The organism is Cyclonatronum proteinivorum (assembly GCF_003353065.1).
In the GTDB taxonomy this organism is placed as follows: Bacteria; Bacteroidota; Rhodothermia; order Balneolales; family Cyclonatronaceae; genus Cyclonatronum; species Cyclonatronum proteinivorum.
This window is the reverse complement of record NZ_CP027806.1, coordinates 2,546,697-2,560,578: the sequence shown is the minus strand read 5'-3', so window position 1 is coordinate 2,560,578 and position 13,882 is coordinate 2,546,697. Positions and strand designations below refer to the sequence as shown.

The following is a 13,882-nucleotide window of genomic DNA, read 5'->3' as shown; positions in this document are numbered from 1 at the left end:
CGATCACAGTTCAACACCACCCAAGCCCGTCATCCCGGAAATGCTGCGGCGCGGGGTTTTGAACCCGCACGAAACTTCTTGCAGCATTATCCGGGATCTGCCAGGCGGGACCTGCCGCCATGTGTTTAGAAGGCCCCAGATGTTTGGTTCCGCAAAATCCGTTTCGAACTTTGGGTGTCGAACAACATACATGGTCACAAGCCGAAGCTGGTAGATCCCGGATAACGCCGCGGAGTTTGGTGTGTGTATTGCATCAGGGTGGGCGTTTCCAGGATGATACTCGAAGGTCATTTTGCAAGTAGTTCACGAGCTGCCTTGTGTACTTCATGACCGGCAATGGGGGTTATACTTCCTGATTTGATCTCAGCTTTTCTTTTTTTGATTTCAGCAATCCAGGCTTTTTCAACTTCCGAATCAGGTTCCTGATCAAGGCTTTCGATGAGCTTTTTGGCTAATTTTGCGCGATCGCTTGCATCTAAGCTGAGGGCCGAATGCTGTATATCTTTGTAATCTGTTATCATGGTTTTGAAGTTTGCTTATTTATTCAATGGATTGATAAAAAGGTGCTGCTATACTGTACTAAAGATAAAATAATAATAAGAGGGTGACCGAGAACCCTTACTTTCCGTGGAATTTAAGGTTTTTTTAAGGTATTGTTTTTACCGGTTTCGGCGCCGGCCACCATATCAATTTTGGAATCCGCACCTGCAGAGACGCGATGAATCGCGTCTCTACGAGGCGACATTCGGGGTAAATTATCAGTTCGCTGCCCGTGGGATTGTCCCATCAATTACGCGGTGCCGGTAATTTGATTGGTTGCCTTCGATCTGCATCTCCACACCCCGCCCCGCAACTTTCTGATTTTTTAAACAGCCTCAGATGTTGTTCCGGTGGCAACTACTCAATCAGCTTCTCATTGGGCGCACCCCTCTGCGAGAGGGGAATTTATAAGATCTGATTTAACAGTAACATTTGAGCCTTATTTGCACGCTTTTTTTTGAACTCAAAGCCACAATCAGCCCTGAAGGGGCGACATCCCATAGCCCGGGGTGCCAACCCCGGGATCACGGTCCAACAAAAATGGAGCCCTGAAGGGGCGGCATACCATCGTGATTGATTTTTGCCAACAATGTTCGAATCGTGCACGACCCTTGCTGGTAAGGCCCGTAATTTATTTGGGGGGTCGCATCCGCATCATTCCTACCTCTCACGATTTACCATGTTGCACCGAATTTCGAAGGCTTTGAGCAGCATCGCGTCACACCCCGTCCCGTCACCCACGAGGCGCTGAAAGAGTTTGCAGGCTGTTCAGGCTTCAAGACCCTCCATACGCTCCAACCGGGGCCACCCCTCTCAAGAGGGGAATTGTTAAGCGTTGATTTAACAGTACCTTTTATGCCCTATTTGAAACCTTTTTTGTGCTTGAAGCCTAATTCTGTTGATGCTAACCAACAAAATACTCTTTTTTTGTTGATTCATATCAACAAAAAATGTATCCTGCGGCTTCAATCGTAAGCCTAACAAGTGGCTGTGGCTTTGTCTCCGTCTTCAGCCCTCCGTCCGCATTAATCTTTCGAAAATGGACCCTCTCTTTACGTTTCATCTCAGTGCAATCCGACAGGTTGACCGGAGGTTTACCCGTTTTTTGTATGACAACATCAACTGGGATCAGCGGATGCTCGCTATTAAAGGGCCGCGGGGGGCGGGGAAGACGACGCTCATGCTGCAGCGTATAAAGTTCGGCCTAAGCCTTTCCGCAACGCAGGCTTTGTACGTAACCGCCGATCATTACTGGTTTTACACGCATACGCTTTTTGAGACAGCGGAAGCTTTTTACCTGAATGGCGGGCGGTTTCTGTTTATTGATGAGGTTCATAAATACCCGTACTGGGCGCGGGAGCTGAAGAATATGTATGATGGGTTCCCCGAGCTGCGGATTGTTTTTTCCGCTTCCTCAGCGCTTGATATTTACCGGGGCGGGGCGGATCTGAGCAGACGGGTGATGACCTATGAACTGCCCGGCATGTCCTTTCGGGAGTATCTCGGACTGAAGCAGATTTTTGCTCACCCTACGCTATCCCTGGAAGAGCTGCTGCTCAACCATGAATCTGTGTCAGCCGATATGCTCGGTTCATTTCAGCCGCTGCCCCTGTTTCGGTCCTACCTCAGCACGGGCTATCTGCCCATTATTGTGAATACAAGAGAGGAAGACGTCCCCGCCCTGCTCAATCAGATCATCAACACCGTGGTAGAATCTGATCTGTCGGTGATTGCAAATTTCGATGGCGGTACCGCGCAGAAGATTAAGAAGTTGCTCGGCGTGATTGCCGAATCCGTTCCGTTTAAACCCAACATATCAGCCATTGCAAGGAAGCTGAATGTGAGCCGGGAATCGGTTTATGCATGGTTTACCTATCTTGATGAAGCCCGGCTGCTGAATATGCTTACGCGTAAGGGAAAAGGGATATCTACGCTGCAAAAGCCGGAGAAAGTTTTTCTTGAGAATACCAACCTTTCGTACGCGCTGCGGCAGACACCTGATGCGGGTTCGCTTCGTGAGTCCTTTGTGATGAATCAGCTCAGCAACGCGGGACTGAAGCCGCTCCTGCCGGAAACGGGGGATTTCCTTGTTGAGGATGTACATATCGAAGTAGGGGGAAAACAAAAAACGGCCCGTCAGCTTTCCGGTGCAAACCGAAGCTTTATCGCAGCCGATGATATTGAGCAGGGCTACGGGAATAAGCTCCCGCTGTGGCTGTTGGGTTTTCTGTATTGATTTACAAAGATGCAGCTCATGGAGGACTCAAACGTCACGTTTTACGCGCCTTATTTTATAGGAAAAAATAAGGCACTTCCTTCGGGTCACGTTCGGGTCATGTTCGGGGCTGTCCACTTGTTTTGCAAATGAATCCCGAAGGAGAAGCGATGCTGTGCAAGTATAGGTAGGTTAAATTATTTTTTTGCCCCTGTATTCGCATATGTGGTAATCAACCGGTGCAGGGGCGGACCTGCGTGACGCGCCCTTACAACCGGATGCGGCGTCGGCTATCAGATTTGGTTTTGAAATCCCCCCCCCGTAGAGACGCGATGAATCGCGTCTCTACGATGCAGTATTCGGGGCAAATTATTAGTTCGCTGCCCGTGGGCTATTCCACCAATTGCCGCAGTGCCGGTAATTTGATTGGTTGCCTTCGGTCGGACTCTCCACACCCCGGCCCGTCACCCACGAGGCGCTGAAAGGGTTTGGATGCAGCTTGGGCTTCAAGACCCTTCATAGGCTCCTGCCGGGGCCACCCCTCTCGAGAGGGGAGTTAGTAAGTGCTGTTTTAATAATAGCTTCGATGCCATATTTAGATTGTTGTTATGACTTGGAAATCCTGAAACACCACGGAGCCAAAACTCCCCTCTGCGAGAGGGGTGCTGGTTGTAGGGGCGGTCCTGCGTGTCCGCCCTTACAACCGGTTTCGGCGTCGGCTATCAGATTGGTTTTGAAATCCGCCCCTGTAGAGACGCGATTCATCGCGTCTCTACACGCAGGGGTTCTGTGGTAAGAATTGGTTTCCTGCCCGTGTGCTGTCCCACCAATGGCCTCTCTTTCGGTAATTTGGTTTCTTGCCTTCGACTGGCATCTCCACACCCCGGCCCGTCACCCACGAGGCGCTGAAAGGGTTTGGATGCAGCTTGGGCTTCAAGACCCTTCATAGGCTCCTGCCGGGGCCACCCCTCTCGAGAGGGAAATTGGTAAGTGCCTTTTTAATAAAGACTTCGATGCCTGAATTACAACATTTAGTTTTGAGCCTGGAAATCCTGAAAAGCCAGGGAGCTAAAATTCCCCTCTGCGAGAGAGTTGCCCGGGTGAGCGAAGCGAACGGGCGGGGTGTGACCGCCTCGGTGCCGGGATTCCAGCAGCTTACGCCAAGGAGCTTCTGCCCGCAGGCTGCCCCACCACAATTGCCGTTGTGCCGGTAATTTGGTTCGTAGCTTTCGGTCGGCCTCTCCACACCCCGGCCCGTCAGCATTTGGGCGTTGAAAGGGATTGGGTGCAGTTCGGGCTTCATGGCCCTTCACGCCCAACAACCGGGGCCACCCCTCTCGAGAGGGGAGTTTTGTATCCCAAATAATATCAACATCATAACCTGCAAAAGACACACTGACACACCGACATACTGTTTCTTGACACACTGAAAAAGAACCACCCTTCTCAAGAGGAGATTATTTACATCCTCAACAATATTAAGCATGAAGCCTGATACGAGAGCTGCTAATCTCAGTACGCAGAACTTTGAACTCAGAACGCAAAAAACGCTGCAAATGCAGCCTGTCATATTCGGGTCATATTCGGGTCACGTTCGGGTCACGTTCGGGTCTTGTTCGGGTGGGGGATGGGGCTGTCCGCCTGGGTTGCGAACGAAACCCGAAGGAGTACCAATGCTGACCCACGGCCCTCATGAGCGGTGCACGATCTCGACTGTGCGGGGCATGGGTTGCGGTGGGTCCGAAGGTTATATCTGCGTTACTCGCCCTTTGAGGAGATCTTCACACCCCGCTCCGGCGGCTTAGTACGGCAGAGAGCTAGTGTATCGGTGTTTCAGCGTGCCAATATGGATATGTGCTATTGTTATTGTTTGGGATATAAAAAATTTTCTTTCGAGAGGGGTGCACGGGTGAGTGTAGCGAAAGTGCGGGGTGTGGAGGGCATTATTGTAGTGTGTGCTCCCTAAACCGAAGCCAGGTTATATTTATACTAACAAAGAGGCGATTAGCTGGCTGAAGGATGATTAATCACATCTTTACCTCGACTGAAAGCTTCAACAATCTAGAGAACTTACAGGATGTCGGCGTGAATAATATGGAAATAGGTTTAATTACTCATGGGGTTTGAAAAAGCCTTTGGTCATACTTGGCCGATCTTTTTTTGGGTTTTGCTCTCTAATTTCAACCGTATCGGTGATGTTTACAGCTTTACATCAGCAAGTGATTTATTATATTGCTATCGGTATGAAATTAAAGTCATTAATATACATGTTTGCATAACTTTATGAATATAAATTATTTAACGTCTATAGTTAGTTTCAATTTTTTTGAACAAAACGGACCGTTTTCTCTACTAAATACCGGCGTGATTTGATATGAATGCTTTAGATCTTCACAAAAGGGTTACTGATGAGTACAAGCAATACATCAAATCTTTCATAAATATTAAAGATGAGAGTATTCTTAAACATGTAAAAGAAAAGTTTGATACCAATGGTCTTTTACCAGAGCCCCTCGTACAGTTTAACCCTGCTTTTGATCGTTCAGAAAACATTGATGCTCTTTTGGCTCGTGGTATGCACAAAGATATTCCCAACATATTGGGTAATTACCGTCTATTCCGGCATCAGGAAGAAGCGATCAGACAGGGGATAAGCGACAATGGGTTTATTGTTACATCAGGAACAGGATCAGGTAAGTCACTGACATTTCTGGCGACCATATTCAATTATGTTCTAAAACATAAAGATTCGCTTAATTCAATAGCTGCTGTTTTGGTCTATCCGATGAATGCGCTCATTAATTCGCAGGAGGAAGAAATCATGAAGTATGAGATCAATTACCTGCGTAGTTTTATGAGTAAGGCTAATCAGGAGATTTGCGATCCGGATAGCAAAGCCAATGAGGATAAGGCTATGGCTGAATTGCTTGAGATGGCCCGCAAACTATCATCCAAGACGTTTCCGATTCGATACAGCAGTTATACGGGGCAGAGCAGCGATACACAGCGTCAGGCGGTTGAACAGACTAAGCCGCACATTCTGCTCACCAACTACATGATGCTTGAACTCATTCTCACGCGTGAGAAAGAAAGCTGGATGCGGCAGGCTATGGCTGCCGACCTTAAATTTTTGGTTTTTGACGAATTACATACCTACAGGGGGCGGCAGGGTTCTGATGTAAGCATGCTGGTGAGAAGGATTAAGCAGTTAAAGGGTGAAGAAATTATTTGTATTGGTACTTCCGCTACTATGGCAACTGAAGGAGGCCTTGAGGAACAGAAAATGGCTGTAGCCGAAGTTGGCAAAATTATTTTTGACCGTACTTACAAAACTGATCAGGTTATTGGTGAGTACCTGCAGTTCTACACCGATCCTGATACTGCCTATACCCCGGAATCGGTTCGTGGCGCTTTTGAAGTTCCCGTTACCGCCGAAAATTTCAGGACACACCCCCTTTGCATGTGGCTCGAACGTGAAGTTGCTATCATCGAGAAAGAACCTAATCACTTTCAGCGGGGAACACCACAACGCATTGATCAAATTACAATACAGCTTGCCAAATATACCGGAGCAGATCACAGTACGGCCTCTGTAACCCTGACCTCTCTTCTTGCAGTTCTTGAAAACCTTAACGCAGAGGCGGCAGCTCGGAAAAGCCGGGAGAGCTTTCTTCCTTTTAAACTGCATCAGTTTGTTTCACAGACAAGTACGGTTTTTGTGACCCTTGAACCACCCGGCAGGCGCAGGCTCAGTCTTTATACTGAGCGGTACCTTGTCGGGGAAGATCAGGAACAGGTGTATCTGTATCCGCTGGTATTCAGCCGGCATTCAGGACATGAGTTTCTGTGTGTGCGCAAAGATTTCGAGAAGCACGAACTAAAGCCGCGCGACCCCGACGAGGTTACGGCTAACGTTACCCAAAGTGGTCTTAAGAAAAACCACAAAACCGGTAAACAAAAGCAGAAACTATCGCCTGAGTTGTTTCCCGACGGCTACCTGCTGTTTGATTATGAAGGCGAAGACCCGATCTGGAGCGATGACCAAATTCGCGAGCTGCCCGACACCTGGTGGAGTGAGGTTAACGAAAAACCGAGGCTTGAAGACTATCACAGCTATCGGGTTCCGAGGCGGATTTATGTAAACAAACGGGGTAAGTTTTCCGATAACCCTACGGAATCATGCCCCTTTGCGGCTTGGTTTGTGCCTGCCCGGCTGCTGTTTGATCCAACCTCCGGTATGGTGTACGGCAGCAATACGAAAGAAAATACAAAGCTTATGAAGCTCGGTAACGAAGGCCGAAGCACCGCGACGACCATTACAGCTTTCGGGGTTGTCCGCGAACTCATCCGGCAACAACAGCCCGATAAAATTCAGAAGCTGCTTAGCTTTACCGATAATCGTCAGGATGCTTCCCTGCAAGCTGGCCATTTTAATGATTTCATTGTAACCGTCCGGCTCCGCTCTGCACTCTATCACGCACTAAAAAATGAAGACAAGAACAAGCTAAAAGTGCGTGATTTGGCGGATGCCGTTTTTGATGTTCTTAACATTAAAGAGGCAGAGTATGCACGTGAACCGAATGATGATTTTCCGGATAAAGAAAATGAGGATGCTTTCAAAAGCTACCTGCTCATTCTGCTGCTGCTTGATCTGAAAAAAGGCTGGCGCTATAACCTTCCCAACCTCGAGCAAACTGGTCTGCTTACCATTTCCTATGACAGGCTGGATGAATTTTGCGGCAGGGACGAATATTTTGCCGGAAATGAAATTCTCGCAAATGAAACCCCTGAAAGCAGGGTTGAAATTCTGACCAATCTGCTGCACTATTTCCGAACCTCCAACGCCATCACACATCCGTATTTTGAAAGCTACAGAAGCCAAACGGAAAGTATGATGCAGCTTAAGCTGGACGAAAATAAATTCTGGTCTCCTGAAAAAAACTGGAGAATTCCTTCGCCGACATACATGCGGTATAAAAATCCAGGGAAAACAAGTCGAGATTTTCCGACGGAATCCATTGGCCCTCAGTCCAAATTTGGTAAGTATATCAAGCAGCTTTTCGTCAAGAAGGGTTTGGAAAAACCAAATACAGAGGCCTATGAGGTCTGTGCAGAAAGAATCTGTCAGCTCCTCAAAAAGGCCAATCAGCTCACAGTCAGCGAAATTAAAGGGAAAAAGGATACGGTTTCGGGCTATCGGCTTCGAACAGATAACATTGTGTGGAGGCTGGGCGACGGCAAAACGGTGTGGTCAGACCCCGTCCGGAACCCGTCATTTAAAGATCTGAAGATTAAGCCTAACATATTTTTTAAGGAGCTGTATGAAACGGATTTCAGTACCTTCACCAAAACCATACGCGGTGCAGAGCATACCGGGCAGGTAGATGCCGATGAGCGCATTAAACGGGAAAATGAATTTCGTAAGGGCAAAATTTCTGCTCTGTTCTGTTCACCTACTATGGAGCTGGGCATTGATATTAAGGAGCTGAATATTGTGCATATGCGAAACGTGCCCCCTAACCCGGCCAACTATGCGCAGCGTAGCGGAAGGGCGGGCCGAAGCGGACAAACTGCTGTCGTTTTCACCTATTGTGCCAACCGCTCCCCACACGACCGCAATTATTTTAGCAAACCCGAGGAAATGGTTTCAGGCAAAGTTGTGCCACCGCGCATCGACCTCATCAATGAAGAGCTGCTGCTTAGCCATCTGCATGCTTTTATCCTGATGAAACTCTCCCTTCGTGAACTAAGTGTTTCTGTTAAAGATGTAATTGATGTTAGCCGCCCCGATACCCTGCCCGTTCGGGATGAAATCAGAGAAACCATTCATCAGGCCCTGAAATCATCAGACAAATGGGCCAATGAATTTCTTACGGTCATCAGCGGCCTGATTCCGCGGCTGAAGAAAACAAGCTGGTACTCCGACGAATATCTTTTCCAGAAGGCGGGTAATTTCTGGCATGATTTTAATTCAGCCTTTGAGCGCTGGCGGGTACTCTTCCGGCATGTGCAGCAGACCATTTCAAGAGCGCAGAAAATTCAAAAAGATCCCACCATCAAGTCATCCAGTCCGGAGAAGCGAAATGCCGACCTCCTCCTAAAATCTGCACTCCGGCAGCAGGAACTGCTGCTCAACGACAAGCGCGACCGCTTCGGCAATGAGTCGGAATTTTATGTGTTTCGCTATCTGGCCGCAGAAGGCTTCCTGCCCGGTTACAACTTTACTCGCCTGCCGGTTCGGGTGTATGCCGGTTACCGCAGTCAGCAGCAGGGCAGCTATATCTCCCGCCCCCGGTTTATTGCGCTCAAGGAATTCGGGCCGGGTAACCTTATTTACCACAATGGCAGCAAATACCGCATTCACCGCATGATGCTGGCCGACCTTCAGCTGCGTCTGCAAAAGGCCGTCGTATCAAAGGAAACAAGCTATATTTTTGTTGGGGATAAAGATGCAGAATCCAACAATGACCCCATCACACGAAAAGCACTTGATTCCGGTGAAACCATGACCGTCATTGCCAATCTGACGGAGCTCAGTGAAACCGAAGCCCTGCCGCAGGAACGTATCTCCTGTGAAGAAGAGGAGCGCACCTCTACCGGCTATCAGATCGACAACTATTTCAGCTATCCGCAGGGCATTGAGGCGACCCAGCAGGCCAATATTAAAGTAGCAGGTGAGCCGCTGCTGCGCGCCATTTACTGCCCTGCTACGCAGCTCGTGCAGGTTAATCACCGCTGGAGGAGGTCACAGGCTGAGGATAGTTTTCTTATTCATGAAGAAACCGGCGTATGGTTGCGTCAATCAGACCGGGATGATCCCGAAAAGAAAAAGTATCTGCGCGAGGTGCGGATTTTCGCCCGCGATACAGCCGATACGCTCTACCTGCAGCCCGTGAAAGAGCTGGGCCTGGAACCCGATCAGGTCATCACCCTAGCTTATGCGCTCAAACGCGGTGTTGAAACCGTGTTTCAGGTGGAAGAAAGTGAAATCGGCGTCTGGATTCTCGGAAGCCCGGAAGCGCCCAACATCATGCTGTATGAGGCTGCTGAAGGCAGTCTTGGTATCTTGTCGCAAATGATTAGCGAAGACGCTAAAATGAAGCAGGTCTACACCGAAGCCTACCGCATTCTTCATTACGATCCGGAAACCCGTACCGAAGACGGTGAGAATCTGCTTAAGGCTTCCTACAGCGATTTGCTTTCCTACTACAATCAGCCGTATCACGACAGTCTCGACCGGACCAAAGTGAAGGAGCCGCTCGAGCGCCTCATGGATAGTGTGCTGGAGCGCTTTATCCAAAACCGCAGCTACGAGGAGCAGTATCAGTGGCTGCTGAAAAACATCGATTATACCTCTGCCACTGAAGCACCGCTCATTCACTATCTTTATAAAAACCGATATGTGCTGCCCAATACCGCACAGGAGAATCTTAGCAGTTTTTTCATCAATGCCGATTTTGTGTTTTATGACCCGCAGGGCAAGCAAAAGGCTTTTCTCTTTTGCGATGGTAGTATACATGCCAATGACAGGCAGCAGAAAGAGGACGAACACAAACGCAACCTTATGCGCGACAGCGGTCTTGATGTTATTACCTGGTTTTTTAACGAACGCTCCGGTGAGGACATTACCGCTTCTATTGAACAACTTATTTCCCGACGCAAAGATATTTTTCGAAAACTATGACCCCTGTTCCTGTTTCAGCTCCTGCTGCTCAGCACTCACCCGGCGAGCTCGTGCGCTACCGCGATCGTCGCTGGATTGTGCTGCCCTCACCCCATCCCGATATCATTCTGCTTAAACCGCTGGGAGGGTCCGATCAGGAAATTACGGGGGTACACCGTAAGCTGCGGTTTGAAGGTGAGGATATCGTGTCCGACAGCTTCCCGGAGCCGGAACCCGCACAGCTGGGCGCGTTCCGCACAGCGCGGCTGCTCTACGACGCTGCCCGGCTGTCGTTCCGCCATGCGAGCGGCCCCTTTCGTTGTATGGGCAAAATCTCGTTCCGGCCGCGGGCGTATCAGGTCGTGCCGCTGGTTATGGCGCTAAAGCAGGAAGTCACCCGGCTGATGATTGCCGACGATGTGGGCATCGGGAAAACCATCGAAGCCCTGCTTATCCTTAAAGAACTGCTGGAGCGGGGCGAAATCCGGAACTTCGCAGTCATTTGCCCGCCGCATTTGTGCGAGCAGTGGCAGGCTGAGCTGCGCGACAAACTCGACATTCAGGCTGAAATCATCCGTTCGAGTACAGCCGCCTCCCTTGACCGCCGCCTGCCCGACGACCGCTCCGTGTTCTTCCACCTGCCGTATCAGGTCATCTCCATCGACTACCTCAAATCGGACCGCCGCCGGGCGCTCTTCCTTCAGGATTGCCCTAAGCTGGTGATTGTGGATGAAGCCCATACCTGCGCCCTGCCTGCCGGCGCCAAAAATGTTAAACAGCAGCTACGGCACGCGCTGCTGCATCACATCGCACAGGTGCCCGACAGGCATCTGCTTATGCTCACGGCAACCCCGCATTCGGGCAAAGATGAAGAGTTCAAGTCTCTGCTCGGGCTGCTTAATCCCGCATTAAAACACCTCGACTTCGACCACATTACAGCGCAGCAGCGCCGGCAGCTTGCAGATTACTTCATTCAGCGCAAACGCCCTAACATCATCCGCTGGCTAAACGAACCAGGCCTGTTTCCCGAACGTGAAATTCGCGAAATCCCTTACAACCTCCACGCCGACTATAAGCGCGCCTACAAGACCATAAAAGCTTTTGCGCGGGGCATCTCACTTGCTGCGCAACCCGGCAGTGCACGGGGGCGCATGCGGCTGTGGGCCGCTCTTGCCCTGTTGCGCGGGGTGATGTCGAGTCCGGCTGCCGGTTTTGAAATGCTGCAAAACAGGCAGCAGCGCGAGCTTGCCAAAGAAGAACTCGATGAAGCGGCAAGCCTGCCCAATCCCGTGCTTAAATCGGATGAACTGGATTCCGATTTCACGCAGGCCGAGCTGCTCGATAATGCCGGGTTGGGATCCGGTGAAATCAGGCGGCTGCGAGAGCTCAGCAAACTCATGCAGGGCCTGTACGGCCCGGAAAAAGACGCCAAGTTGAAGCGTGCTGCGGCACAGCTTAAGGAGTGGCTGCGTGAGGGGCATCAGCCGATTGTGTTCTGCAAATACATCCCGACGGCCAAATATGTGGGAGAGCACCTCAAAGCGCTGCTGCCTGCCAAAACCGAAATTATGGTAATCACCTCTGAGCTGGCCGATGAGCAGCGCCGCGAGCAGGTCGAACTGCTGGGCCGCTCTTCCAGCCGGGTGCTCGTTGCAACCGACTGCCTCAGTGAGGGCATCAACCTGCAGGAGCACTTCACCGCCGTGCTGCACTACGACCTGCCCTGGAACCCCAACCGCCTCGAACAGCGGGACGGGCGCGTGGACCGCTTCGGGCAAACCGGCGTGCCCGGCGCCGCCCAAAATGAGGTGAAGGCCTACATCCTCCACGGCCAAGACAATGAAATTGACGCCAACGTGATGAAAGTCCTCATTCGGAAGGTGCACAACATTCATCAGTCCATCGGAGTCACCATAAACTTTGGTGATGAGGCCGAATCGGTAATGGATACCGTGTTCACGAAAATCCTGTTGGGGCAGTCTGACGAGGACGCGCCTCAGCTTTCGCTTTTTGAGGAGGAGTACTTCAGTGCAGAGATCGAAAAAGCACGCAAGCGGGGCGAGAAGCTGCGATCCATTTTTGCCCACGAAAATGTCAGTAAAGACGATATTCAGCACAACCTTAACGAAATTGATGAAGCCATCGGGGATGTAAGCGCGGTCGAACGCTTCGTGACAGGCAGCCTGCCCCTGCTTGGCGCGGAAATCAGCCGGATTGGCACCGGCTGGATGGTCTCCCTCATCAATCTGCCGGACCATCTGCGAGGCCACTTCCCGGGACAGGACCGGGCCCGCATTTCGTTCGAGTCGCCTACCCCAAAGGGGTTTCGCTATATCGGGCGGAACCACGCCTTTGTTGAGCAGCTCTGTCAGTTTATGCTGGCCCTCGCCTTTGATGGCAGCGACCGCTTTGAGCCGGTTGCGCGGGTTTCAGCCATTATGACCAATGCGGTGCAGCGCCTTACTGTGCTGGTGATGTTCCGTGTGCGCAACGTGATTCGTGAGCTTAATACGGCCAATCAGGTGGTTTCGGAGGAAATGTACTTGTGGGGATTCAGCGGCCCTGAAAACGACCGAACCTATCTTGGCTTTGAAAGTGCCCGCGAACTGCTTGCCACCACCCAAAGCGCGCAGTCGCTCTCTGCCGAGCGGCAGAAGCAGGATATTGAGCGTGCCCTCATACAGCTCAGGTCGCTCAATGCGCAGCTGAGTGAGTTGGCGACCGAGCGCGCGGAGCGTCTTGTAGAAGCGCACGGACGTTTCCGGAATCTCGTCGGCGGCAGGCGCTATGAAAAGGTCACCCCCGTATTGCCGCCCGACATCATGGGGCTGTATGTGCTGCTGCCGGTGCCCAAATCCATGTAAACAAGCGGGATAAGAGTTGTTTACTGCTGGAAATAAAGCGGGTATTGCACAAACAGCACGAAGCCTATTCGCTTTGGTGATAAGAACCATTACCCGGAATCAGCGCGAAAACCCTTCAAGGGTTTTGAACTCTTGAAGGGTTTGTTAGGCTTCGAGGCTTATTATTTTCCCTTGTCCTGAGACCGTCATCCCGGAAATGCTGCGGCGTGGGGATTGGTAACCTGCACGAAACGTAAAGCAGCATTATCCGGGATCTGCCAAGCGGGAAATGCCGCAATATGAATTTCCGGCTGCGATGTCGGTTCTGCAAAGTCTCGTGCAGCGTTTTGGTGGTGGGCTACAGGGAAGGTCGCAGGCCGAAGTTGGTAGATCCCGGATAACGCCAGTGTGTTTTGAGGTGATTATTTGCTTTGGTTTGAGCGTTTCCGGGATGACGGTTTCGTGGTTAATTGTTGTTACTGCGTATGTAGGGTGTCTTATCTTATTTGTCTGTGGCGGGATGTGATAGCCCGGATGCGGGAGCTCGGCTCCTGACGCCACACAGGGCAACGTCAGGGTACGCGATGATAGAACGCGGATTTTAGGGATTTTGCGGGATTT

The 13,882-nt window shown here is 50.7% G+C and carries 4 protein-coding genes; 3 read left to right on the top strand and 1 reads right to left on the bottom strand.

Going from position 1 to position 13,882, the window contains the following annotated elements; all coding sequences use genetic code 11:
- Window positions 1–287 precede the first annotated feature (287 nt).
- Window positions 288–521 (bottom strand): addiction module protein, encoded by a 234-nt coding sequence (locus CYPRO_RS09830; RefSeq protein WP_114984453.1) that lies wholly within the window; start codon window positions 519–521, stop codon window positions 288–290.
- 1,058 nt (window positions 522–1,579) lie between these two features.
- On the opposite strand from CYPRO_RS09830, the gene CYPRO_RS09825 reads away from it, so the two are divergent.
- The 3 genes from CYPRO_RS09825 to CYPRO_RS09815 all read left to right on the top strand — a co-directional run bounded on the left by CYPRO_RS09825 (window position 1,580) and on the right by CYPRO_RS09815 (window position 13,282).
- Window positions 1,580–2,776, top strand: coding sequence for an ATP-binding protein (locus CYPRO_RS09825; RefSeq protein WP_114984452.1), 1,197 nt, complete (start codon window positions 1,580–1,582; stop codon window positions 2,774–2,776).
- Window positions 2,777–5,129: 2,353 nt separating this feature from the next.
- Window positions 5,130–10,439 (top strand): DEAD/DEAH box helicase, encoded by a 5,310-nt coding sequence (locus CYPRO_RS09820; RefSeq protein WP_114984451.1) that lies wholly within the window; start codon window positions 5,130–5,132, stop codon window positions 10,437–10,439.
- On the top strand, window positions 10,436–13,282 hold the full coding sequence (locus CYPRO_RS09815) for a helicase-related protein (protein WP_114984450.1): 2,847 nt from the start codon (window positions 10,436–10,438) through the stop codon (window positions 13,280–13,282). The genes CYPRO_RS09820 and CYPRO_RS09815 overlap by 4 nt, the downstream gene beginning before the upstream one ends.
- Window positions 13,283–13,882: the final 600 nt, after the last annotated feature.

Coding starts and splice junctions, on each gene's coding strand:
- CYPRO_RS09815 (WP_114984450.1), top strand. CDS start 10,436: ATGACCCCTGTTCCTGTTTCAGCTCCTGCTGCTCAGCACTCACCCGGC.
- CYPRO_RS09820 (WP_114984451.1), top strand. CDS start 5,130: ATGAATGCTTTAGATCTTCACAAAAGGGTTACTGATGAGTACAAGCAA.
- CYPRO_RS09830 (WP_114984453.1), bottom strand. CDS start 521: ATGATAACAGATTACAAAGATATACAGCATTCGGCCCTCAGCTTAGAT.
- CYPRO_RS09825 (WP_114984452.1), top strand. CDS start 1,580: ATGGACCCTCTCTTTACGTTTCATCTCAGTGCAATCCGACAGGTTGAC.